This is a genomic window from Microbacterium sp. NPDC056044, from assembly GCF_042267145.1.
GTDB lineage: Bacteria > Actinomycetota > Actinomycetes > Actinomycetales > Microbacteriaceae > Microbacterium.
In genome coordinates this window covers 241,360-263,451 of sequence record NZ_JBHJWZ010000006.1, presented here as the reverse complement: position 1 = coordinate 263,451, position 22,092 = coordinate 241,360, and the positions used below count along the sequence as shown (strand labels likewise).

21 protein-coding genes are annotated in these 22,092 nt (G+C 70.9%); 9 read left to right on the top strand and 12 right to left on the bottom strand.

Going from position 1 to position 22,092, the window contains the following annotated elements; all coding sequences use genetic code 11:
- Positions 1–4 precede the first annotated feature (4 nt).
- Entirely contained in the window at positions 5–1,207 is a 1,203-nt protein-coding gene (locus tag ACFC1I_RS18330) for a Rieske 2Fe-2S domain-containing protein (protein WP_376012674.1), read from the bottom strand.
- A gap of 25 nt (positions 1,208–1,232) precedes the next feature.
- Positions 1,233–2,195 carry a PDR/VanB family oxidoreductase gene (locus ACFC1I_RS18325; protein ID WP_376012671.1) on the bottom strand — a complete coding sequence of 321 codons (963 nt, stop codon included), beginning with the start codon at positions 2,193–2,195 and terminating at the stop codon, positions 1,233–1,235.
- 77 nt (positions 2,196–2,272) lie between these two features.
- Here ACFC1I_RS18325 and hisC point away from each other — a divergent pair, with 77 nt between their 5' ends.
- Positions 2,273–3,361, top strand: coding sequence for a histidinol-phosphate transaminase (gene hisC / locus ACFC1I_RS18320; RefSeq protein WP_376012668.1), 1,089 nt, complete (start codon positions 2,273–2,275; stop codon positions 3,359–3,361).
- Between the two features lie 54 nt (positions 3,362–3,415).
- Here hisC and ACFC1I_RS18315 read toward each other — a convergent pair whose 3' ends face one another.
- The 5 genes from ACFC1I_RS18315 to rplM form a co-directional block, all read right to left on the bottom strand.
- On the bottom strand, positions 3,416–4,177 hold the full coding sequence (locus tag ACFC1I_RS18315) for a hypothetical protein (RefSeq protein WP_376012665.1): 762 nt from the start codon (positions 4,175–4,177) through the stop codon (positions 3,416–3,418).
- A 311-nt stretch (positions 4,178–4,488) separates the two neighbouring features.
- Positions 4,489–5,328 (bottom strand): universal stress protein, encoded by an 840-nt coding sequence (locus ACFC1I_RS18310; RefSeq protein WP_376012662.1) that lies wholly within the window; start codon positions 5,326–5,328, stop codon positions 4,489–4,491.
- 137 nt (positions 5,329–5,465) lie between these two features.
- The gene (gene glmM, locus ACFC1I_RS18305) at positions 5,466–6,824 is read right to left on the bottom strand and encodes a phosphoglucosamine mutase (RefSeq protein WP_376012659.1); all 1,359 of its coding nucleotides are present in this window, start codon (positions 6,822–6,824) and stop codon (positions 5,466–5,468) included.
- 16 nt (positions 6,825–6,840) lie between these two features.
- Complete coding sequence (gene rpsI, locus ACFC1I_RS18300; RefSeq protein ID WP_056371198.1) at positions 6,841–7,317, bottom strand: 30S ribosomal protein S9; 477 nt, start codon at positions 7,315–7,317, stop codon at positions 6,841–6,843.
- A gap of 25 nt (positions 7,318–7,342) precedes the next feature.
- On the bottom strand, positions 7,343–7,789 hold the full coding sequence (rplM, locus tag ACFC1I_RS18295; protein WP_109210436.1) for a 50S ribosomal protein L13: 447 nt from the start codon (positions 7,787–7,789) through the stop codon (positions 7,343–7,345).
- A 299-nt stretch (positions 7,790–8,088) separates the two neighbouring features.
- On the opposite strand from rplM, the gene ACFC1I_RS18290 reads away from it, so the two are divergent.
- A complete protein-coding gene (locus ACFC1I_RS18290; RefSeq protein ID WP_376012654.1) occupies positions 8,089–8,451 on the top strand; it encodes a hypothetical protein in 363 nt (120 codons plus the stop codon).
- 57 nt (positions 8,452–8,508) lie between these two features.
- Complete coding sequence (locus ACFC1I_RS18285; RefSeq protein WP_376012651.1) at positions 8,509–9,351, top strand: hypothetical protein; 843 nt, start codon at positions 8,509–8,511, stop codon at positions 9,349–9,351.
- Here ACFC1I_RS18285 and ACFC1I_RS18280 read toward each other — a convergent pair.
- A complete protein-coding gene (locus ACFC1I_RS18280) occupies positions 9,348–10,073 on the bottom strand; it encodes an endonuclease/exonuclease/phosphatase family protein (protein ID WP_376012648.1) in 726 nt (241 codons plus the stop codon). The genes ACFC1I_RS18285 and ACFC1I_RS18280 overlap by 4 nt on opposite strands.
- A gap of 148 nt (positions 10,074–10,221) precedes the next feature.
- Between ACFC1I_RS18280 and ACFC1I_RS18275 the strand changes: the two genes are divergently transcribed.
- The 3 genes from ACFC1I_RS18275 to ACFC1I_RS18265 all read left to right on the top strand — a co-directional run bounded on the left by ACFC1I_RS18275 (position 10,222) and on the right by ACFC1I_RS18265 (position 12,756).
- A complete protein-coding gene (locus ACFC1I_RS18275; protein ID WP_376012645.1) occupies positions 10,222–10,665 on the top strand; it encodes a hypothetical protein in 444 nt (147 codons plus the stop codon).
- Positions 10,666–10,719: 54 nt separating this feature from the next.
- Complete coding sequence (locus ACFC1I_RS18270; RefSeq protein WP_376012642.1) at positions 10,720–11,718, top strand: glycoside hydrolase family 6 protein; 999 nt, start codon at positions 10,720–10,722, stop codon at positions 11,716–11,718.
- 123 nt (positions 11,719–11,841) lie between these two features.
- Positions 11,842–12,756, top strand: coding sequence for a response regulator transcription factor (locus ACFC1I_RS18265; RefSeq protein WP_376012639.1), 915 nt, complete (start codon positions 11,842–11,844; stop codon positions 12,754–12,756).
- A 179-nt stretch (positions 12,757–12,935) separates the two neighbouring features.
- Here ACFC1I_RS18265 and ACFC1I_RS18260 read toward each other — a convergent pair whose 3' ends face one another.
- A complete protein-coding gene (locus ACFC1I_RS18260) occupies positions 12,936–14,354 on the bottom strand; it encodes a glycosyltransferase family 2 protein (RefSeq protein WP_376013105.1) in 1,419 nt (472 codons plus the stop codon).
- 260 nt (positions 14,355–14,614) lie between these two features.
- On the opposite strand from ACFC1I_RS18260, the gene ACFC1I_RS18255 reads away from it, so the two are divergent.
- Both ACFC1I_RS18255 and ACFC1I_RS18250 read left to right on the top strand, forming a co-directional pair.
- Entirely contained in the window at positions 14,615–16,318 is a 1,704-nt protein-coding gene (locus tag ACFC1I_RS18255; RefSeq protein ID WP_376012636.1) for a sensor histidine kinase, read from the top strand.
- Entirely contained in the window at positions 16,315–17,490 is a 1,176-nt protein-coding gene (locus ACFC1I_RS18250) for a hypothetical protein (protein ID WP_376012633.1), read from the top strand. The genes ACFC1I_RS18255 and ACFC1I_RS18250 overlap by 4 nt, the downstream gene beginning before the upstream one ends.
- On the opposite strand, the gene ACFC1I_RS18245 is transcribed toward ACFC1I_RS18250, so the two are convergent.
- Positions 17,468–18,064 carry a hypothetical protein gene (locus ACFC1I_RS18245; protein ID WP_376012630.1) on the bottom strand — a complete coding sequence of 199 codons (597 nt, stop codon included), beginning with the start codon at positions 18,062–18,064 and terminating at the stop codon, positions 17,468–17,470. The genes ACFC1I_RS18250 and ACFC1I_RS18245 overlap by 23 nt on opposite strands.
- A 52-nt stretch (positions 18,065–18,116) precedes the next feature.
- Positions 18,117–18,977, bottom strand: coding sequence for a tRNA pseudouridine(38-40) synthase TruA (gene truA, locus ACFC1I_RS18240; RefSeq protein WP_376012627.1), 861 nt, complete (start codon positions 18,975–18,977; stop codon positions 18,117–18,119).
- 334 nt (positions 18,978–19,311) lie between these two features.
- Here truA and ACFC1I_RS18235 point away from each other — a divergent pair, with 334 nt between their 5' ends.
- The gene (locus tag ACFC1I_RS18235) at positions 19,312–21,324 is read left to right on the top strand and encodes an acyltransferase family protein (protein WP_376012624.1); all 2,013 of its coding nucleotides are present in this window, start codon (positions 19,312–19,314) and stop codon (positions 21,322–21,324) included.
- A gap of 162 nt (positions 21,325–21,486) precedes the next feature.
- Here ACFC1I_RS18235 and rplQ read toward each other — a convergent pair whose 3' ends face one another.
- Positions 21,487–22,035 (bottom strand): 50S ribosomal protein L17, encoded by a 549-nt coding sequence (gene rplQ, locus ACFC1I_RS18230; protein ID WP_376012621.1) that lies wholly within the window; start codon positions 22,033–22,035, stop codon positions 21,487–21,489.
- Between the last annotated feature and the right edge of the window lie 57 nt (positions 22,036–22,092).

The following is a 22,092-nucleotide window of genomic DNA, read 5'->3' as shown; positions in this document are numbered from 1 at the left end:
CCCGTCAGTCCTCGACGGCCTCGGCCAGCAGCGGCGCGTCCGCGGCACCCTCGAAGTAGTTGCCGCCCTCGATGCGCACGACGGCGTCGGCCTCGTCGAAGATGACGCCGGCCGGGTCGCCGCCGTCGGCGACGAGCCGGTTCTGTTTGGCCATCATGCGGCGCACCATCGCGACGCCCTGGTCGGTGGTCGTCAGGTGGTCTTCGCCGTGGAGCGAGATCGCGCCCTGCGACTTCTGGGCCTCATAGTCGCCGGGCAGGCGCTGGTGCTCGAGGTCGGTGAGGTCCTTCCACGCCTTGCCCTCGTGGGTGGAGCGGAGCTTGCGGAGGAAGTCGGGGTCGGTGTCGCGCGCGATCGTGAAGATGCGGAAGCTGGTGTCGTCCTGCGGCACGACCCAGCCGATCATGTTCGTCTGACCGGACGAGAGCTTCGGGCTCGCGACCACGCGGAGGTTCGGGAACATCACCTCGGTCACGCGGCGCAGCTGCCGTCCGTCGCCGAGGTCGCGGTGCTGGATCGAGCGCACGCCGGTCGGCGTGTACTCGTACGACACGACCGGGATGAGCGCCATCTCGGGCGTGAACTGGTTGCCGCTGAACCGCGCGTGCAGGATCGGCACGTGGAACGGGTCCATCACGTTCTCCCAGTGCTGCAGCCAGTTGAAATCGAGCTCGGCGGGGCCGCCGCCGCCCACGCCGTTGTCGTCGACGATGAGCTGCTCGTCGTCGGCGAGGTTCTCGAACGTGTCGTACTTCGGCAGCACCGGCTTCTTCTCGGGCGGGCCCATGTACGCCCAGATCAGGCCGTACTGCTCCTCGACGGGGTACCAGGGCTGGCGCACGCGGTCGCGGTGCAGGCCGAGGTCGGGTTCGCACGGCTGCTCGAGGCAGTGGCCCTCGGTGTCGAACACCCAGCCGTGGTAGCAGCAGCGGATGCCCTCCTCCTCGACGCCGCCGTAGAAGAGCGACGCGCCGCGGTGGATGCAGCGCGGGTGCAGCAGGCCCGGCGCACCCTTGCGGGTGCGGAAGAGCACGAGCTCCTCGCCCAGCACGCGCACCATGACGGGGCGGGTCGTGGCGTCCTCGACCTTCGCGACGGGCTGCCAGTAGCGGCGCAGCACCTCGCCGTAGGGGGTGCCGGGGCCGACCTGCGCGAGGTCGTTGAGCGGGGCGCCGAGGCGCAGTCCGTAGGCGGTTCCGGTGTCCATGTGCTCTCCTTCGGGCGGTTCCGGGTCAGATGTCGAGGACGAGGGTGGGCTGCTTCGACCGCGAGACGCAGATCATCATGGTCTCGTTGGCGAGGCGCTCGTCGGGGGCGAGGATGCTGTCGCGGTGCTCGGCCTCGCCGTCGATGATGCGGGTCTCGCACGTGCCGCAGACGCCCTCGAGGCACGAGCTCGGCACGCCGATGCCCGCGCGTTCGAGCGTCTCGAGGATCGAGCAGTGCGACTCGACGGTGACCCGCAGCCCCGAGCGGCGGGCCTCCACGTCGAACGTGGAGCCGTCCTCGACGTCGGCGAACACCTTCGGCACGAAGCGCTCGACGTGCAGCGTCCCCCGCGGCCAGTCGAGCGAGAGGTCCTCGAGCGCGTCGAGCATGCGCGCGGGTCCGCACGCGTAGACGACAGTGCCGTCGAGGGGCGCGCCGATCCAGGCCGCGAGCTCGAGACGCGGGTCGCGGTCCGCGGCGACAACAGTCACCTCCGGCCCGCAGAGCAGGGGTTCGCGCACATAGGCCATGTGGTCGAGCGAGCGCCCGAGATACGCGAGGCGCCAAGGGGAACCGGATGCCGCGACCCGCCGGATCATCGGCAGCACCGCGGTGATCCCGATCCCGCCGGCGACGAACACCGTCTCGGGCGCGTCGACGAGTGCGAAGTTGTTGCGCGGGAGGCCGGCCGAGACGCGCTGGCCCGGGCGCAGGTCGCGGTGGACGTAGCGCGATCCGCCGCGGCTGATGTCCTCACGCAGGATCGCGACGTGCCAGGTGCGGCGGTCGGCGGGGTCCGAGCAGAGCGAGTACTGGCGCTCGACGTCGTTCGGCAGGCGCAGGTCGATGTGCGCGCCGGGCTCCCATTCCGGGAGTTCCGAGCCGTCAGGCCGCTCGAGAGCCAGCAGCAGCACGTCGTCGGCCTCCCACCGCATGCCGCGCACGATCAGCTCGATCTGCGCATCCGGTCGCTCGTCCTCGGGCATCCGGCATCCTCCTGACGCGTAATCAAAACAATGGTTATTATGATTTTGATAGTAGCGCACCGAGAGAGCGAGAAACGATGTCCGAACTGCGAGTGAGAGCCGATCTGGCCGCGGTCCCCGCCTACAAGCAGGGACGATCCGCCGACGCCGACAGCACCCGCACGGTGTACAAGGTCTCGTCGAACGAGAACCCCTACGCCCCGCTCCCCTCGGTCGTTGCCGCAGTGGCCGACGCGCTCGCCGGCATCAACCGCTACCCCGAGTCCGCAGCATCCGATCTCACCGCACGCATCGCCGACCGCTTCGGCGTGTCGGGCGAGAACATCGTGTTCGGCGCCGGCTCCGTCGAGAGCGTGTCGCAGCTGATGCGCGCGACCGCGGGACCGGGCGACGAGGTGCTCTTCGCGTGGCGCTCGTTCGAGGCTTACCCGATGCTCGCGCGCGCCGCGGGCGCCGAGCCCGTGCAGGTGCCGCTCACGGCCGACCACCAGCACGACCTCGAGGCGATGCTCGCCGCGATCACCGACCGCACGCGCCTCGTGATCGTCTGCAACCCGAACAACCCGACGGGCACCACGATCGGCGATGCCGAGCTGCGTTCGTTCCTCGACCGGGTGCCGTCCGATGTCGCGGTGCTCCTCGACGAGGCATACGTGCACTTCAACCGCCGCGCCGACTCGCCGGTCGGCATCGAGTACTTCCGCGCGTACCCGAACGTGGTCGTCGCCCACACCTTCTCGAAGGCGTACGGACTCGCAGGCGTGCGCGTCGGCTACGCGATCGCTCCCGCCGCACTCGCGGCCGCGATGCGCAAGGTCGCGGTGCCCTTCGGCGTCACCTCGCTCGCGCAGATCTCGGCCCTCGCGTCGCTCGAGGCCGAGGACGAGCTGCAGCAGCGCGTCGACGGCCTCGTCGCCGCGCGCGAGCGCGTGGTCGCGGCGCTGACCGACGAGGGCTGGTCTCTTCCCGAGACGCAGACGAACTTCCTGTGGTTCCCGCTGGGCGAGAGCACCGCCGCAGCCATGGAGGTCTTCGACGAGCACGGCCTCCTCGTGCGCGGCTTCCCCGGCGAGGGCGTGCGCGTCACGATCGCCGAGTCCGAGGCGAACGACCGGATTCTCGCGGTGGCCGCCGACCTCGTCTCGCGAGGCCTCGCCGGCCGCTGACAGGCAGAGGCGCAACGGCGGGACGCGGATGGATGCTGCGTCCCGCCGTTCGCGTCACCCCTCGAGCTCTTCGGTGTACGCGGTGTAGAGGCCGTACACGGCGACGCCTGCGAGGTGCCAGTCGCGCGGACCCTCCGGGCCGAACGCGACGACGCGTGGGGCGTCGATCTGCACCGGGTCGATGCGGCGGTGGTCGCTCATGCCGTCGACCATCGCCATGATCGCCACGGCGAGGTCGCGCTCGGTGAGCCCGTCGCGCATGCGCAGCCGGAACGCGGCATTGAGCTGGCTGTAGACCTCCGCCATGCGGGTGAGGTAGCGGTCCTCGATCTCGGACAGGAGGGCGCGGATCTCGGCGCCGCCGGGCACGGAGTCGCCGCTCACGAGGGCTGCCGACATCGTGCGGTACGCGCGCCACGCGACGGTGCCTTCGACGGCGGCCATGTTGTGCGACACGGCGAAGCGCAGCGCCTCGCGGAGCGCGATCCGCCGCCCCTCACGGGTGCTCAGCACGTCCGGATCACCGGCGACCGCCTGTTCGAGGTGACGGAGCGTCTCGCCGTCGAACCCGGTGTCGAACGCCGGGTCGGCCTCGAACAGCGCGCGCACGAGGTCGGCGACGAACGCGACGCGGTCGGGCCAGATGCGGAAGACGGTGGAACGGGGCACGCCGGCCGTGCGGATCAGGTCCTCGAGCTCGATATTGGCGTAATCGAGCAGCAGGCCCTCTGCTTTGACACGGTCGACGGCCACCTCGAGCATGAGGGCTCGCGTTTCGCCGGCAGGCCGCCGCGATCGGGATTCGGGTTGCTGCATGAGTTGATTATCGTCCTCGGTGCGCTGTCCGGTAGGCCCCGTCGCCTCCGCAGAAACTCGCGGTGCCGGGTCCCCAGAACCCGGCACCGACCAGATCGAACGCAACAGCATGGGGCCGCCGGTCGGATCTGTGTGCACCAGCCCCCCGACTTCGTGCACATCTTCCACACTAGAGACTGGAAGTCTCATATCTCAAATCCGATCGGGAATGCGTCTTCCGTCGGCTCTTCCGCCGGAGAAATCCGCGGTCGGCCGCCACGATGACCGCCAGTGTCCGGTCGTCCGTCGATCACTGGGCGAAGAAGAGTCGCTCAGCGCACGACGGCGGTCACGGTCTCCAACCGCGCGAGCACTTCCTGGCTGATCGAACCGAGGAGGAAACGCGCGAGAGCCCCACGCCCGTGCGAGCCGACGACCGACAGCCGCGCCGAGGCGGCGAGGTCGTTGATGATGTGCGAAGGGTAGCCGCGCTCGACCCGTCGCACGATCTCGAGGTCGGGGTAGCGCGAGGCGAGGCCCGCGAGGGCGAGGCCGAGCGCTTCGCCGGTGAGCTTCTCCATGTTCTCGAGGTACTGCACCGGGTAGGCGCCCATGTTGCGGGGCACCTCGAGCGGCGTCCACACCGCGACGGCGATGAGCGGTTCACCGAGCCGGTCCGCTTCGGCGGCGGCGAAGGCGACGGCCTTCTCCGACACCGGGGATCCGTCCACGCCGACGAGCACCCCGGTCCGGCCCGCGACGTCGAAGTCGGGCACGACCACGACGGGCGAGTGCGCGCCGGCGGCGATGCGCAGACCGTGAGCCCCGCGATGCGCGCGAGAGCCCGACCCCTGGTAGTCGCTGCCGATGACCAGCAGCGCGGCGTCGGTCGAAGCATCCAGCAGTTTCGCCACGGGGTTGCCCCGTTCGACCCGGGTGCGCACGTCGAGGCCTGTCGACGCGATTCGGGATGCCTCGGCTTCGGCCAGCTCGGTCGCCTGGGCGAGCGCGGCATCGACGAGGGAGTCCTCCCCCACGGCGCCGACCGCACCGCCGAGAACCGCGAACAGCTCGAGCGGCTGCCGCCTCTCGGCCGCGCGCTGCGCCGCCCAGTCGACCGCACGACGTGTGACCGCAGCATCCGTGATTCCGACGACGATCGCTTCACCCACGATGGCTCCTCTCGGATGCCCTCAGGCTAGCCCCACCCCCCGAATCCGGCGCAGGCCCGCGAGCCGTGACAAACCCACCGCCCCGACGCGGAACGCGGCGGACCCGAAGGTCCGCCGCGTTCCGATCTGCGGAGGGCTCAGAGCGAGAGGCGCTCGCGAACGACGCCGGCGAGCTGGTCTGCGTGGCGGCGGGCCTCATCCTCGGAGGACGCCTCGACCATCACGCGCACGAGCTGCTCGGTGCCCGACGGGCGCAGCAGCACGCGGCCCGAGAGGCCCAGCTCTGCGGAGGCGCGGGCAACCGCATCCTGCACGCCCTCGTCCGTGGCGGCGCGGGAGCGGTCGACGTCCTTCACATTCACGAGCACCTGCGGGTACACGGTCATGATCGACGCGAGCTCTTCGATCGTCTTGCGAGTGCGCGCCATCTCGGCGACCAGGTGCAGGCCGGTGAGGAGGCCGTCGCCGGTCGTGGCGTAGTCGCTCATGATGACGTGACCGGACTGCTCGCCGCCGAGCGAGAAGCCCCGCTCGTTCATGCGCTCGAGCACGTAGCGGTCGCCGACAGCGGTCGTCTCGACGTGGATGCCGTGGGCCGACATCGCGCGATGCAGGCCGAGGTTGCTCATCACCGTGGCGACGAGGGTGTCGTCCTTGAGCCGCCCGCGGCTCTTCATCGACACGGCGAGGATCGCCATGATCTGGTCGCCGTCGACGACGTTGCCGTTCGCGTCGACCGCGAGGCAGCGGTCGGCGTCGCCGTCGTGCGCGATGCCGACGTCGGCGCCGACGCGCACGACGTGCTCGGCGAGCTGGTCGAGGTGGGTGGAGCCCACGCCGTCGTTGATGTTCCAGCCGTCGGGGTCTGCACCGATGACGGTGACCTTGGCACCCGCGTCGGCGAACGTCTGCGGCGAGACGCCGGCGGCCGCGCCGTGGGCGCAGTCGAGCACGACGTGGATGCCGTCGAGCCGGTGGGGCAGCGAGCCGAGGAGATGCACGACGTAGCGGTCTTCGGCGTCGGAGAACCGGCGGATGCGGCCCACGTCGGCGCCGGTCGGCTGCAGCTTGGGGCCCGACATGGCGGACTCGATGCGCTCTTCGACGACGTCGGGCAGCTTCACGCCGCCTCGGGCGAAGATCTTGATGCCGTTGTCGGGAGCCGGATTGTGGGATGCCGAGACCATGACGCCGAAGTCGGCATCCATGTCGGCGATCAGGAACGCCGCTGCGGGAGTCGGCAGCACGCCGGCGTCGAAGACGTCGACGCCCGACGAGGCGAGGCCGGCCTCGACCGCTGCGGAGAGGAACTCGCCGGAGACACGCGGGTCGCGGGCGACGACGGCAGTCAGCCGCTTGCCCGCCGCGCGACGCGCCTCGGCGGAACGGCCCTGGCCCAGGACGACGGCGGTCGCCTGGGCCAGGGACAGTGCGAGATCGGCGGTGAGGGGGCCGTTGGCCAGCCCCCTCACCCCGTCCGTGCCAAAGATCGGCATACGGAGTGGAAGCCGATCAGCGCTTCGAGTACTGCGGCGCCTTGCGGGCCTTCTTGAGACCGGCCTTCTTGCGCTCGATGACGCGGGCGTCGCGCGAGAGGAAGCCGGCCTTCTTGAGGGTCGGGCGGTTGTTCTCGACGTCGATCTCGTTCAGCGCACGGGCGATGCCGAGGCGGAGCGCACCGGCCTGGCCCGAGGGGCCACCACCCGAGATGCGGACGATGACGTCGTACGCACCCGTGAGGTTGAGGACCGTGAACGGGTCGGTGATGAGCTGCTGGTGGAGCTTGTTCGGGAAGTAGTCCTCGAACGCACGGCCGTTGACCGTGATGGTGCCGGAGCCCGGGACGACGCGCACGCGGGCGATGGCCTGCTTGCGGCGACCGACTGCGGCGCCCGAGACCGAGAGCACGGGGCGCTCGGCGGCGACGACGGTCTCGTCGACGGTGGACTCGGTGGAGTAGCTCGTGGGGGTTTCTTCGATGTTCGCCATCAGTGTGTCCTGTTCTGTGCGGCGCTTACTGGGCGACCTGGTCGAAAACGTACGCGGTGGGCTTCTGCGCGGCGTGCGGGTGCTCGGCGCCGCGGTACACCTTGAGCTTCGACAGCTGGTTGGCGCCGAGCGTGTTCTTCGGGAGCATGCCGCGGACGGCCTTCTCGACGGCGCGGACGGGGTTCTTCTCGAGGAGCTCCGAGTAGGTGACCGACTTGAGGCCGCCCGGGTAGCCCGAGTGGCGGTAGGCCTTCTTCTGCTCGAGCTTCTGGCCCGTCAGCGCGACCTTGTCGGCGTTGATGATGATGACGAAGTCGCCCATGTCGACGTGGGGGGCGAAGGTCGCCTTGTGCTTGCCACGCAGGAGCGCGGCAGCGTGCGAGGCGAGGCGGCCGAGGACGACGTCAGTCGCGTCGATGACCAGCCACTCGCGCTGAGCTTCGCCAGCCTTGGGGGTGTAAGTGCGCGTCACAGTAGTGCTGCTTTCTTGATTCGAACGGAGAGGTTCGTGAATCCCACTCCGGGGTGGTTCGCCTCCCGATGAGAGGATGAACACGCCAGTGGAGGGCTCACGTTCGCGGTGCCGGGTCAGCTGAGCCGGACACCAAAGATCAATAGTACGCGACACGGATGCCTCGGCCAAACCGGCGCTCTACACCGCGGGCCTCTCCCTCTCGGTGTCGCCACGCCGATCGTCTTCAGATGGCCTCCACGTCGGACCGCTACGTTGGGAGCCACGCAGCCGACTTCTGTCTCGCCACGGAGGAACCCATGACTCAGCGCCCGCTCGGCGTCACGCTCGTCGCCATCATCGCCTGGATCTCCGGCTTCCTGCAGATCATCGGGTCGATCTTCGTGATCATCGCCGGTCTCTTCATCACGTGGCCGGCGATCCTCGGGTGGATCAGCCTCATCATCGGCATCGTGACGCTCGCCGTCGGTGTGGGACTCTGGCGCGGCAACCACGCCGCCCGCACGATCGCGACGATCGTATTCATCGCCAACATCGTTCTCGAGGTGCTCGGGATGTTCAACGGCGAGGGCCTCTGGTCGGCCGTGAGCGGCAGCATCCTGTCGATCATCGGGCTGATCCTGCTGTACACGCGATCGGCGCGGCAGTACTTCGGGAGCTGACGGCCTGCCGGCTGGGGAGCACGGCGAGCACGGGAGGCGCGACGCTATCGTGAACCCATGTCCGCCGCGTCGACGTCGCTCGAGCGCACCTACCGGTACCTGCGGATCGGGGTCGCCGGCACCGTCGTCGCCATCTTCGTGGCCATCGCGCAGGCCGCCGCGACGTATGGCTGGCTGAGCTCGGTCAGCGACTACTTCTACACCCCCGCCCGCGATGTGTTCGTCGGGTCGCTGATCGCGGTCTCGCTCGCACTGTTCGCGCTCTCGGGGCGGGGCGCCGAGCGCGCACTCCTCGACGCCGCGGCGCTGTTCGCGCCGCTCATCGCACTGGTGCCGACGACGGTGGTCGCGGGGTCCGTGCCAGGCATCGACGTACCGTGCACCGGGCGCTGCTTCCCGCCGGCGTACGAGGCGGACGTCGCGAACGGCGTCGTGGTCTACCTCGTGCTCGGCGGGCTGGTGCTGCTGGTCGCACTGCTGCTCGGCGCCCTCGGACAGGTCTCACTCACCGCCGTGTGGCCGTCGCTCGTGATCGCGGCCGTCGTGGTCGCGGCGACAGGGCTCACCTGGGCGTTCGCGCGCGACGCCTTCCTGCAGAACGCGCACTTCGTCGCGACGACCGCGTTCTTCGCGCTGTTCGCGGCGGTCGCGGTGCGCAACGCCTTCCCCCGGCACGGCCCGCCGCCGGCGCCGGTGTTCCGGGTGCTCTACACCGCGATCGCGGTGGGACTCGTGCTCGTGCTCGTGGCGTACGTGGTGCTGCTGCCGCAGGCGAGTGCGTCGGGTGCGCCCATCGTGCTCATCGTCGAGGCGATCGCGCTCGGGCTGTTCTTCGCGTTCTGGGTCGTGCAGGGCATCGAGAAGTGGAGCGACCCGAACCCTACGATCGTCGCGGGCTAGGAAGCCGCCGCGGCGGCCTCGGGGTCGGCGATCTCGACGACGCGACGCACCCCGGGAGCCGGGTGCGCGGTCACGAGGATCGGGAGGTGGTCGCTCAAGCCCTGGGGCAGCGTGCGCACGCGATCGATCTCGAACCCGATCGACGTCGCGAAGTCGTAGTGGCCGCGGAAGAAGCGATAGCGCGTGTACGTGCGCGAGTCCGACAGGTTCAGCTCGTAGCCCTGCTCACGGATGTGCTGGCCCAGCCGCTCCTTGAAGACGGGATAGTTGTAGTCCCCGACCATGAGCGCCGGCAGCCCCTCACCGAGCTGCTGCAGCTCGCCGAGGGCCGTTCGGATCTGGTGCCGCCGCAGCGAGTTCAGTGCCGTCAGCGGCGCGGCATGGAAAGAGGCCACGATCACGTCGGTGTTCTCGTCGATGTCGTGCAGCCGCACGCCCAGCAGCCGCTCCTCAGCGGGCTTCAGGACGCGGTCGTGCAACGACTTCTTGAGCGCCAGCGCCCGCACCTCGACGGCGCGGTACGTGTTCTGGCGGTAGTACACGGCGAGCCCGAGGCGGTTGCGCTGCGTCGAGTCGGCGAGCCGCAGCCCGGAGATCTCTTCCGGGATGTCGGACGTGTCGGCTTCCTGCAGGCACAGCACGTCGGCGCCATGCCGCTCGACCAGGTGGGCGAGTTCCCCCGCCGCCCGATGCTTGCGCAGGTTGTACGAGATGACCTTCATGACGTCGACAGCCTATGCCGTGCACGTTTCGAACGGATGGCCTTGACAGGAAGCTCGTATGTACGAAAACCGGACGCTGCGGCTCTTGAGTAGTGTGCCTGTTCACGGCATCCGAGCGTGAACCCGCACCCCGATCCTGGAGGACCCGATGACCGCCGCATCCCCGAAGACCGTCCGCGCCGAACTCGCCGAGGCGCTCGCGGCGAGCCGCGCCGCCCGCGAGGGGGCCGAGCGCGAGCTGCACCGCAGTGTCGCCCTGCGCTCGCGGGCCGCCGAGGCCCTCGAGCGCACGGCCCGCCGCCCGGGACTCGACGAGTCCGAGCGCGCGGTCCTCCGCGCCGAGTACGCCGCCGCCGACCGCATCGTCGTCCAGCGCCGCGCCGCCGTCGACAAGGCGCAGGAGTTCGAGCGCGCAGCATCCGTCGTCGCCGGCGCGTTCGAGGCCGAAGCCGCCTCGGCGAGCCCGCTCGCAGCGGCTCTGCTGCAGCTCGTCGGCTCGAAGCGCAGCAGCACGGCCCGTCGCGGCGCGCTCGCGACCGGACGCACCGCGCCCGCCGCCCGCGTGCGCAGCCCGCGCCCCCGCAGCGCCTGACCCGACACGCCGGGGTGCCGCGCGCCCCGCCGCGGGTCTCGTAGGCTCGCCTTCGTGCCCCCCTCGCGACGGACCCTCACGATCCTGGCGATCACGGGCGCCGTCGCCGTCGCCGCGGTGGTCGCTACCGTGGTGCTCCTGAGCGGACAGGCTGCCGACGCGCCCGCCCCCGGCACGAAGATCGTCGCCTCCGAGTTCTCGAAGGCGACGGATGCTGCGGCCCGCGCCGCCGACGGCAGCCCCGAGCACGCCGCCGCGGCGTATCTGAGCGCGCAGCCCACGGCGGTCTGGCTCACGCCGGAGGGCGACCCCGCCGACGTCGTCGGCGAGCGCATCGCGAATCTCGCGGCCGAGGCCCGGTCTCAGTCCGCCCGCGTCGCCGTCGTCGTGTACGGACTCCCGGAACGCGACTGCGGCGGCCACTCCGCCGGCGGGCTCGACGCCGATGCCTACCTCGACTGGACGCGCGCGATCGGCGACGCGCTCCGCGAGGCCGCCGACACCGCGCCCATCGTGATCCTCGAGCCCGACAGCCTCGCCCTCGCGCCCGAGTGCGGCAACGTCGACGAGCGCGTCGACCAGCTGAGCGCCGCAGTCGGAGCGCTCGCCTCCGACTCCACCTGGATCTACGTCGACGGCGGGCACTCGAACTGGCTGCCCCCGACGGAGATGGCCGGCCTCATCGACCAGGTCGACCGCGCCTCCCGCACGGACGGCGGCCGCAGCATCCGCGGATTCGTCACCAACGTGTCGAACTACGAGGCCACCGGCGACGAGACCGCGTACGCCCACGACGTCGCGGGGCACCTGGACGGCCTCCACGCGATCATCGACACCGGCCGCAACGGCGCCGGCTCGACCGGCGACTGGTGCAACCCGCCCGGGCGCCTCGTCGGCGAGGCAGGCGGCACGGTCGGCGACGACGTCGTCGACACGAACCTCTGGATCAAACCGCCGGGCGAGAGCGACGGCACGTGCAACGGCGGGCCCGCCGCAGGGCACTGGTGGCCCGCAGCCGCGGTCGAGCTGACACGGGATGTCACGGCGGATTGATGCCGGACCAGGCATTACCGGTTGTGTGTAGCATCAGGAGTGCTTTGCGCATGCGTCGGGGGCCGCGGCTGGGGTCGGTTCTCGATGCATCACCGATTCCACCGTCCGAGAAAGATCGCACGTATGAGCACCCCTTCTGACGAGCTGAAGACAGCGGTCATCATCGAAGACGACAAGGAGATCCGCCACGTCCTGGCGGAGGTCCTCGAATCGTCCGGGTTCTCGACGGTCTCGGTCGGCAACGGCATCGACGGCGTGCGGGCCGTCCTCACGTACAAGCCGGTGCTCACGACCATCGACGTCAACATGCCCGGCATCGACGGCATCGAGGCCGCCAAGCGCATCCGCGCCCAGTCCGACACCTACATCATCATGCTCACCGGCATGAACGACGAGGCCGACGTCATCGCCGGGCTCGGCGCGGGCGCCGACGACTACCTGCTCAAGCCCTTCCGCCCGCGCGAGCTGCGCGCCCGTGTCGAGGCCCTGATGCGGCGCCGCGCCACCGACGCCGAGCGCGCCGTCGCGGGCCCTTCCGCACCCGCCGCGCCCTCGCAGGGAAGCGTCGGCCCGTCCTTTCCGGGCGCCCGGCCGACGACCACCGCCATGCCGATCGTGCCCGCGATCGAAGACCGCGACCTCGCGACACCCGCGAACGTCATCGTGCCGGCGGGCGCAGCATCCGCCTCCCTCGCCGGCGAAGCCGACGACGAGTGGCTGAGGCACCGCGACCTGCGGCTGCACCCCGAGAACCGCATCGTGCTCATCGGCGGCGATGAACTCGACCTCACGCGCACCGAGTTCGACCTGCTGGCGACGCTGCTCGAGTCGAAGCGGCGCGTGCGCAGCAAGGCCGACCTGACGCTGGTGCTGCGCGGCGAGTCCTACGTGACGAGCTACTTCGTGGGTGACGCCGACAAGCGCGCGGTCGAGGCCCACATGACGAACCTCCGCCGCAAGCTCGGTGAGAGCGCCGCGAACCCGCGCTACATCGAGACCGTGCGCGGCGTCGGCTACCGCCTGACCTCCGAGGCCTGACCCGCACCCGACGCCCCGAGACACCGAAAGAGGCATCCGCTCGCCCCACACGAGCAGATGCCTCTTGTCGTTGTTGGTGAGGGGCCCGCCTCCCCAAAGGCGGGGCCCTCACCTCCTCCCCCGCGCCGTGCTCCCCAGCTGCGGCGCTTCCCCAGTTCTGATCCGATTCGGGTTTCGGGTCAGACCTTGTATCCGTGGTGACGACGGATGAGCTTGAAGAACATCGACAGCGTCTGCAGCACCGTGACGACGCCGACGATCGGCCAGCCGATCCAGAGGACCGTGGACTGCACCATGACGGGCAGCATCATCCAGATCGCGACCATCGCGACGATCACGGCGACCGCGAGGATGAGCGGCGTCCAGTGGCCGAAGCCGCCGCCGCGTTCGGCCTTGGCCTGCATGGCCCAGTTGTCGACCTTCTTGCGCGACAGGAACCGGGTCCACGACCGCAGGAAGTGGCTGCAGCGGATCCACATGTAGATCTCGGCCGGCACGAGCGTCAGCCCGAACAGCACGTCGCGGGCGTTGCGGTTGTGCATCGTCAGCGCCATGCGGGTGTTCAGCGCGATCGCGACCACGGGCGGCAGCAGCCACCAGTACGAGAAGACGAACGCGCCGATCGACAACGACGCCGCGAGCAGCGTGATGAACGCGATGCGCACGAACATGTTCATGAGCATGTCGAAGTGCTCGAGCCAGCGGACGCGCAGGTTCGGGTGGAACGGCTGACCCTTGGTGTCGCCGCGCTGGCCCGGCCACATGAGCTCGATGGCGCCGTAGGTCCACTTGACCTGCTGCGCGTCGAGCCCCCGCAGGGTCGTCATGCCACCGACGTCGGCGCGGGCGAACGGGCTGATCTTGGTGAGGTAGCCGGCGCTCTTGATCTGCAGCGACAGCAGCGAGTCCTCGACCTCGGAGTCCTTGACCCACGGGGTCATCTGGTGGTTGCTCTTCATCACGTCGCGCAGAGCCTGCGTCGAGAAGATGGAGAACTGACCGCCGAGCACCGCCATGTTGCGGCCGCGGAGCAGGTTGTGCAGGTTGAAGGCCGCGAACTGCGAGCGCTGACCGGTGGTGAGGAACTTCGCGAGCCAGCCCTTGATCGGCTTGTCATCGATCGAGTAGATCGCCGAGATGCCGCCGATGCGGGTGTCGCTGGTGGCCTCGGCCTCCAGGTACTCGACGGCCTTGCTGTCGGCGACGGTGTCGCCGTCGACGCCGAGCAGGTAGTCGTAGCCCTCGACCAGCGTGTAGCCGTAGTTGAGCGCGCCGACCTTCTTGTCGGGGTTCTTGCCGATGTCGTGGACGAAGACCTCGGTGAACTGCTCGCCGAGCTCGGTGACGACCTCGTGCGGGCCGGCGTACTGCGACGCGAGCTTGACCGTCGAGTCCGACGTGTTGTTGACGACGACGTGGATGACGTCCGGAACGCGGGTCTGGCCGAGGAGCGACTCGATGACCTGGGCGATCGACTCCTCCTCGTTGTACGCGGGGATGACGCAGCCGATGGTCGAGCGGTGCACCGAGGTGTCGTCGAGCACGGCCTCGAAGTCGTCGGCGAATCCGTGGGTGTGAGCGTGCGGGACCGTCGTCATGTCCTCCAGCGATGCGGTCGCGTCACTGCGGTGCGTCCGCTGGCTGCGGGTGAGGGGGACGATGTCGGTCACGTTCGTCGCCTTTCGGATTCTCAGCCGGTGTCTCCGGCACATGAAGAGCTTCTCCCGCCGACCGCAAGACGCAACCGAGACACCGCGAAGGCAACCGCAAGGTTTGCGCAAGGCATCCGCAAGACAGCGTCTGCCCGCTTTCGGCTCGGCATCGGAACGCGGCGCGACCGGGTCCATAGAATCGCCGTATGGCTACGGGGGCTGCACGACCGACGCTCGTCGTGGGCGCGCCCGCCGGCCGCACCCGCTCGATCTGGCTGACGCAGCTCGTGCTCGCCGCCAGCGTGCTCATCACGGCGATCCTCGTGATGACGCTGCAGCCGTCCCTGTTCGGCCGCTGGAACTTCCTCCTGGGCACGTTCGCGGTCGCCGTGCTCACGATCGCCACCCTGGCGCTGCCGTGGGCGCGCCTGCCGCAGGCCGCCGTGCTCGCGGTCCCCTTCGCCGACGCGCTCGCCATCGGGCTGATGTCCAGCGGCACGGAATTGCGCCTCGGGTACCTGTGGGGCTTTCCCGTGATGTGGGTCGCGATGCATTTCCGGGCGACCGCGCTCGCGGCGCTCCTCGCCGCCATCGGGCTCATCCTCCTGCTCGATTCGACGATCTCGACGGGCACCATCGCGGCGCTCCGCGTTTTCGTCGTGCTGCTGTCGCTGACGTTCATCGGCATCACCGCCCACCTGGCCCTCCGCCGCACCCGGTCGCTCCGCCGGCTGCTCAAGCGCCAGGCCGATCGCCTCACCGCGACCTACACGCGCCGCGCCGACCAGGAGCGCCGCACCAACGAGATCCTCAACGGCGTCGACACCGGCATCGCGCGCATCTCGGACGACGGCTCGGTGCTCGCCGTCAACGACGCGTACTCGCGCCTGTACGGCCTCGACCCGCTCGACGCCACGCTGCCCGCCAGCTCCGTCGAGTACACCGGCCGGCGCGGCATGCCGGTGCCGTTCTCGGAGCGGCCGTTCGCGCGCGCCTCACGTGGCGAGACCTTCACGGATGCCTCGGTGTGGCTGTTCACCGCAGAAGGCGAGTGGCGCGCGCTCTCGGTGACCGCGAAGCGCCTCGCCGCCGGCGGCGACGAGGGCTCCAGCATCCTGCTCCTCGTCCATGACGTGACGGCCCTGACCTACGCCCAGCGCGAGCGCGAGCGGTTCACCGCCATGGCGTCGCACGAGCTGAAGCACCCGCTCACCGTGATGATCGGCAATGCCGAGCTCGCCCTGGAGCTCGACGACCTCAGCCCGCGCACGCGCGAACGGTTCGAGTCGATCGTCGCGGCGAGCGACCGCATGCTGACGATGATCCAGAGCCTGGGCACGACCTCGAAGCGCGGCTTCTCCGGCCGCGACGAGGTGGACGACATCGACCTGCGCCAGATCCTGCTCGAGTCGGTCGCCTCGTTCCGCCCGACGGCGGCGTCGGGCGACATCTCGGTCGACGTGTGGGCCGACGACGCGCTGCCGATCACGGCCGACGGGTTCCGGCTGCGGCAGGTCGTCGACAACGTCGTGAGCAACGCGATCAAGTACACGCCCCGCGACGGCCGTGTGCGCATCACCGGCGCCGTCGAGCACCACCAGGTCGTGCTGTCGGTCGCCGACACCGGCATCGGCATCGCCGCCGAGGATCTTCCCCGCATCCTCACGCCGTACTTCCGCACCGAAGAGGCCAAGAAGAAGTCCGGCGGGACGGGGCTCGGCCTCGGCATCAGCAACGACATCGTGCTCGCCCACGGCGGCACGCTCTCGATCGACAGCGAGGCGGGAGCGGGGACGACCGTCACCATCCGCCTGCCTCTGGCCGGCGAACTCGCCAGGGACTCCGCCGCTCGCGCCGGGGACCCCGCCGCGGGACCGCAGGCCCGGCGCGACACAGAAGGACCAGAATGACCGACCTCATCGCCGGATACGGCGTCGACCTCGGCATCGCGCAGGCGGTGATCACCACCCTCGCGACGATGCTCACGATCGGCATCGCGTTCCTCGTGCGGCCCGGGCTTCCCACGCTCTACTGGAGCATCGCCTTCACCCTCGCCATGCTCGCCACCTACGGCGTCGTCGCGGGCGACGTCACCGGCCTCGAGGGACTGCGCCGCGCGTCGCTCGGCGCGCTGATGGGCGCGCCGGCGTTCCTGTGGTCGGGCTTCCGCGCGGCATGGGGCCTGCGCCCGCACGTGTGGGCCGGGGCCGTCATGGCGGTGGTCTCGGCGTTCTCGCTCGCGCTCGTCGACGACCTCGCGTGGTTCACGGTGGCGTACCGCGCCGTCTTCTTCGCCGCATCCGTTTTCGCGGGTCTCCTCGTCCTCGACTGGGCGCGTGCCGCGTCGCGGCGCAGCGACCGCCTGCTGCTGCCGCTCGTCATCGTGTCGATCGCGTTCTTCGTGACCGGCGTGGGCACATGGATCGCGGGCTTCGTCTTCCCGCCGTCGGGCGGCGACGACTTCGAGCTGGTGCGGCTGATCTCATCGGTCGGGATGCTGGTGTACGTGGCGTGCGCGCTGGTCGCCGTGGTCGGTACCACGGCGCGCGACAGCGGGCTGGGCCGCGCCGCGAACATCTCGACGGCGTGGCAGCAGTTCGAGCGCACCGCCGGCGACCGCCTCGCGCGGGCGCAGCGGACCGCGGAACCGTGGTCCGTCATCTACCTCGGGCTCGATGATGCGGCCGACATCCGCCAGACCGCCGGCGCTGCGGCGTTCGCGACGCTGTCGGAGCGGCTCGAGGACGAGGTGCGCGCCACGTTCCCTGCCGAGTCCGACGTGGGATCCCCCTCGGCGGGCGCCGTGGTGGTGCTCGTGCCCCGGCCGGACGCCGCGGTGCGCGACCTGCTGCGCGCGACGCTCGAGCGTGTGACCATGCTCGACGTGCACGGGGCGCTGCCGATCCGGCCGACCGCGAGCGCGGGCTGGGCGCCGGTGTCGGTGCTCGGCTACGACCTCGACACCCTCGTGTACACCGGCCGGGAGGCGGCGAGGGTCGCGAGCGGAAAGGGCGGCGACCGATGGGAGCGCGTGGGCGCCACCATCGTCAACCGCCTGATCAGTCAGTCAGAGCTACCGTGAGCGTGTCGGTCGCCGTCTGCTTGGCGTACTCGCTCGAGGTCGGCGTCGTCTGCACCAGGAAGTCGTAGCTGAACTGCAGCGTCACGTACGTCGCCTCGGCGGGCACCAACCCGACGTTGAACGTCTGCGAGTAGCTGTACGGGTCGAGCACGAGGTAGCCCGGGCTCACCGTCGCCGCGTCGACCTGCGGAGCGAGCGCGTCCAGTACGCCGGTAGGGCTGTGCGGCACCGCCGTCATGGTCGCGCGCTGCAGGTAGACCTTCTGGCCGTCGTCCGGCGTGACGGTCGTGATCAGCGAGATGCTCACGGGCTTGACCGCGTCGGGCGTCCACTGGTCCATCGACAGCGTCGACCAGTAGTCGATCGTCGCCGCGACCGCGCCTGCGGTCAGCGCGCGCTGTGTCGCCCCGCCCGACAGGTCGTTGGGCACCGGCGTCGGAACCGCGGTCGACGTGGGGGTCGGCGTGCTGCCGCCCGCGCCCTCTTCCCACGGTGCGGGCCCGCAGCCCGCGAGCGCCGCCATGCCGGCGATCGAGATCGTCACGACTCCGGCGAACCGGCTCCACCTGCGCATAGAACCCCCGTGTCGCGCCGGAAAACGTCCGGTCAGTCTAGCGGGGGCGCTCTCACTCGCGGTCGCGCCGCGCGCGCGTCTGCTCGGCACGCTGCGCGAGCAGATCGTCGGCGGGGTAGCCGACCTCGGTGAGCGTGAGCCCGCGCGCCGCCAGCACCTTCACCTCGGGCACGCGCTCCTGCGCGTCCCGGATGTCGACGACGTCGTCCACGTCGAGTCGCCCCTCGCCGACGGCGACGCACGCGCCGACGAGCGCCCGCACCATGCTGTGGCAGAACGCATCGGCCTTGACGTTCGCGACGAGAACGCCGGCATCGTCGCGGTGCCAGTCGAACTCGAGCAGGGTGCGGATCGTCGTGGCCTCTTCACGCGGCTTGCAATAGGCGGCGAAGTCGTGGAGTCCGATGAGCGCGCGGGCCGCAGCATCCATCGCCTCCACATCGAGGGCCGCGCGCACCGACGTGGTGCGATGGCGCTCGAGCGGGTCGTAGCCGGTCACGGTGTCGCCGATGCGGTACTCGTAGCGGCGCCACACCGCCGAGAAGCGGGCGTCGAATCCGGCCGGGGCGACGCGCGAGCCGGTGACCGCGACGTCGGAGTAGGCGCCGACCACGCCCGTCATGCGCGCGGCGAGGGCGGCGGCGCGGTCCTCGGCGGTGGGGACGCCGGCCGACGGGCGCGCGTGCCGCGCGAGCATGCGCTGCTGCTGGGCCTCGCCGAGGTCGACGTGCGCCGCCTGTCCGGTGGCATGCACGCCGGCGTCGGTGCGACCGGCGACCACGAGCCGCGGGTCGCCGCCGAGCACGCGCGCGAGCGACGACTCGAGCGTCTCCTGCACCGTGCGCAGCCCGGGCTGGCGCGCCCACCCACGGAAATGCGTGCCGTCGTAGGCGATGTCGAGGCGGATCCGCACGGGCTCCAGCCTATTCCGGCGGCAGGAACTCACCGAAAAGCCGATTGAACTTCCGGTTCACACCGCTCCCCCGCCTCGCGTGCAGGAACTGTGTGAACCGGAAGTTCATTGTGGTTCTGAGAGCATGCCTGCGCCGGAGGGGTCGAGCACTGCGCCGGAAGGGCCGAGCACTGCGCCGGAGGGGCCGAGCACAACGGCGGCGCCGCCGCGCCGGCCGGCCGCGCCGTGTCATGCCCAGACGCGCCGCGTACGCCCGAGCGCGCACCGCCCGCCCTGAGGTGCCCAGACGCGCCGCGTATGATTGCCGTTTCCGCACCTTCGTTCGCGAGAACCCATGACGTCGACTGCGCCCTCCGCCGCCCCGCCCGCCCGCTTCGCCGGGCTGGACGGCATGCGCGCGATCGCGGTGCTGCTCGTGGTGGTGTACCACCTCTTCCCACCGGGGATGCTGCCGGGCGGGTTCGTCGGGGTCGACGTGTTCTTCGTGATCAGCGGCTTCCTCATCACGAGCCTGCTGCTGCGCGAGCGGGCGGCGACTGGGCGGGTCGCGCTCGGCCGGTTCTGGCAGCGGCGGGCGCGACGACTGCTCCCCGCCCTCGCGGTGGTGGTCGCGGTGTGCTCGGCGCTCGCGTGGGTCGTCGGCGGCGACGTGCTCGTCGACCTCGACGACCAGGTGCTCGGAGCCGCGACCTTCAGCTACAACTGGGTCTCGGTCGCGGGCGGCGGCGGGTACTTCGCCGCCGCGACGCCCGAGCTGTTCCGCAACTTCTGGTCCCTCGCGGTCGAGGAGCAGTTCTACGTGCTCTGGCCCCTGATCTTCCCGCTGTTCCTGCTGCTGCCGCGCACATGGGCGCGCACGGCGGCCGCCTTCGCGCTGGCCGCGGCGTCGGCCGTGTGGATGGGCGTCACGGTCGCGAGCGGCGGCGACATCACGCGCGCCTACTTCGGCACCGACACGCACGCGTTCGGGCTGCTGCTCGGCGTCGGCCTCGCGTTCCTGCTCACTCCCCTGTTCCGGACGACGGATGCTGCGCCCCCGGCGGCGCTCGTCGCCACCACCAGCGACGGTGCACACGGCCCCCATTGGCGCGCGGTGCCCGGCGCGCCGGCCGGGCCGCTCGCGGTGCCGCGGCCGCGCTGGATCGCCTCATCGGTGGCGCGGAACGTGACCGGGGCCGCCGGCGTGCTCGCGCTCGCGGGCCTCGTCGCGCTGGCGATGGTGCCTCAGCGCGAGTCGGTCGCGACGTTCCCCGGGGCCCTGCTCACCGCGAGCATGCTCAGCGCCGTCGCCATCGTCGCCGGCGTGTGGCCGGGATCGTGGTTCGGGCGTGCGATCGACGTGCGGCCGATGCGCTGGATCGGCGACCGCTCCTACGGCATCTACCTGTGGCACTGGCCGCTCCTCGTGCTCGCGGTCGCAGCGTTCGCGCCCGACGCGACCGTCGCCACGGCGCCGATCTGGATCGGCCTGGGCGTGCTCGCGGCGACGGCCGCGGCATCCGCCCTCTCCTTCCGCTACATCGAGACGCCGGTGCGCCGGCACGGGTTCCGGGCGTCGGCGGGCATGCTCCGCGCGCGGCTGCGCGGCGGACCGGGCGCCCGGCTGCGGACCCTCGGCGTCGCGCTCAGCGGCGCGCTCGTGCTCGCCGGCGCCGGCGCCGCCATCGCCGTCTCGCCCGACGAGACCAGCGCCGAGGCCGCGGTCGCCGCGGGCCGCGCCGCCCTCGAGCAGGCGCTGCGCGAAGCCCCTGCGCCGATCTCCCCCGCTCCTTCGGAATCGGATGCCGCATCCGCCGCCGCGACCGAGATCCCGGGCGATCAGATCAGCGCCGTGGGCGACTCCGTCATGCTGGCGTCCGCCGGCGGCCTCGTGGAGCGCCTGCCGGGCATCGACGTCGACGCCGAGGTCTCGCGCTCGCTGTGGGCGGGGCGCGAGATCGTCGACGAGCTCGACGCCGCCGGGCAGCTGAGGCCGTACGTCGTCGTCGCCCTGGGCACGAACGGCGCGATCGACGCCTCGGAGCTCGAGCACCTCGCCGACACCGTCGGACCGAAGCGGGGCCTCGTTCTCGTCAACGCGTACGCGCCGCGAGACTGGATCCCCGGCGTCAACGCCGAGCTCGACGCCTTCGCCGACGAGCGCCGCAACGTCATCGTCGCCGACTGGTCGGGCGCCATCGCGCCCCACGAGGACCTGCTCGCCGGCGACCGGATCCACCCCGGCTCCGCCGGCGGGCGCATCTTCGCCGACACCGTCGCGGCCGCCGTCGACGAGCTCGCCGACGAGCGCCGCGCTTACGCCGCCGACCTCGCCGCCCGCCTCGCCGACTCCTCAGCGCCGACCTGACGCCCTGAGCGTCGCTCTCCCCCTGCCACCTGCGTCGGCGCCCGGCCGCAGCATCCGTCCCGCAGGTCCGCGCGCCCGGGAACGCAGCGAGGCCCGTCGCCCAGGGGGTGACGGGCCTCGCGGTGCAAGGGGTGCCGGGCTGCTGCGCCCGGCGTATCCGAATTACTCGGACTTCTCCTCTGCGGGGGCCTCGACGGCCTCCTCGGCAGCAGCCTCAGCGGCGGCGCCCTCTTCCTGCGACTCGGCGCCGGCCTCGGCGGCCTCGTCGGCGGCGGGGGCCTCCTCGGCGGGAGCCTCCTCGGCCGGAGCAGCCTTCGCGGCGGCAGCCTTCTTGGCCGACGGCTTCTTCGTCACGGGCTCGAGGACGAGCTCGATGACAGCCATGGGCGCGTTGTCGCCCTTGCGGTTGCCGACCTTCGTGATGCGGGTGTAGCCGCCCTCACGGTCCGCGACCAGCGGAGCGATCTCGGTGAACAGGACGTGCACGACTTCCTTGTCACCGATGACCGACAGCACGCGACGACGCGCGTGCAGGTCGCCGCGCTTCGCGAACGTGATGAGACGCTCGGCGAGCGGACGCAGGCGCTTGGCCTTGGTCTCGGTCGTCTTGATCGACTTGTGGGTGAACAGCGCGGCGGCCAGGTTCGCAAGCAGCAGGCGCTCGTGGGCGGGGCCGCCTCCGAGGCGGGGACCCTTGGTGGGCTTGGGCATTCTCAGTTACTCCAGGATGAAATTCGGTCAGGGGGATGCGGATGCCTCGGCACGAGG

What these genes read in the sequence shown, in the direction of transcription:
- ACFC1I_RS18315 (WP_376012665.1), bottom strand. Translation starts at nt 4,177, where the DNA reads ATGCAGCAACCCGAATCCCGATCGCGGCGGCCTGCCGGCGAAACGCGA.
- ACFC1I_RS18330 (WP_376012674.1), bottom strand. Translation starts at nt 1,207, where the DNA reads ATGGACACCGGAACCGCCTACGGACTGCGCCTCGGCGCCCCGCTCAAC.
- ACFC1I_RS18250 (WP_376012633.1), top strand. Translation starts at nt 16,315, where the DNA reads ATGACCGACCTCATCGCCGGATACGGCGTCGACCTCGGCATCGCGCAG.
- hisC (WP_376012668.1), top strand. Translation starts at nt 2,273, where the DNA reads ATGTCCGAACTGCGAGTGAGAGCCGATCTGGCCGCGGTCCCCGCCTAC.
- ACFC1I_RS18235 (WP_376012624.1), top strand. Translation starts at nt 19,312, where the DNA reads ATGACGTCGACTGCGCCCTCCGCCGCCCCGCCCGCCCGCTTCGCCGGG.
- ACFC1I_RS18255 (WP_376012636.1), top strand. Translation starts at nt 14,615, where the DNA reads ATGGCTACGGGGGCTGCACGACCGACGCTCGTCGTGGGCGCGCCCGCC.
- glmM (WP_376012659.1), bottom strand. Translation starts at nt 6,824, where the DNA reads ATGCCGATCTTTGGCACGGACGGGGTGAGGGGGCTGGCCAACGGCCCC.
- ACFC1I_RS18285 (WP_376012651.1), top strand. Translation starts at nt 8,509, where the DNA reads ATGTCCGCCGCGTCGACGTCGCTCGAGCGCACCTACCGGTACCTGCGG.
- ACFC1I_RS18245 (WP_376012630.1), bottom strand. Translation starts at nt 18,064, where the DNA reads ATGCGCAGGTGGAGCCGGTTCGCCGGAGTCGTGACGATCTCGATCGCC.
- rplQ (WP_376012621.1), bottom strand. Translation starts at nt 22,035, where the DNA reads ATGCCCAAGCCCACCAAGGGTCCCCGCCTCGGAGGCGGCCCCGCCCAC.
- ACFC1I_RS18260 (WP_376013105.1), bottom strand. Translation starts at nt 14,354, where the DNA reads ATGACGACGGTCCCGCACGCTCACACCCACGGATTCGCCGACGACTTC.
- ACFC1I_RS18275 (WP_376012645.1), top strand. Translation starts at nt 10,222, where the DNA reads ATGACCGCCGCATCCCCGAAGACCGTCCGCGCCGAACTCGCCGAGGCG.
- ACFC1I_RS18290 (WP_376012654.1), top strand. Translation starts at nt 8,089, where the DNA reads ATGACTCAGCGCCCGCTCGGCGTCACGCTCGTCGCCATCATCGCCTGG.
- rpsI (WP_056371198.1), bottom strand. Translation starts at nt 7,317, where the DNA reads ATGGCGAACATCGAAGAAACCCCCACGAGCTACTCCACCGAGTCCACC.
- ACFC1I_RS18280 (WP_376012648.1), bottom strand. Translation starts at nt 10,073, where the DNA reads ATGAAGGTCATCTCGTACAACCTGCGCAAGCATCGGGCGGCGGGGGAA.
- ACFC1I_RS18325 (WP_376012671.1), bottom strand. Translation starts at nt 2,195, where the DNA reads ATGCCCGAGGACGAGCGACCGGATGCGCAGATCGAGCTGATCGTGCGC.
- ACFC1I_RS18265 (WP_376012639.1), top strand. Translation starts at nt 11,842, where the DNA reads ATGAGCACCCCTTCTGACGAGCTGAAGACAGCGGTCATCATCGAAGAC.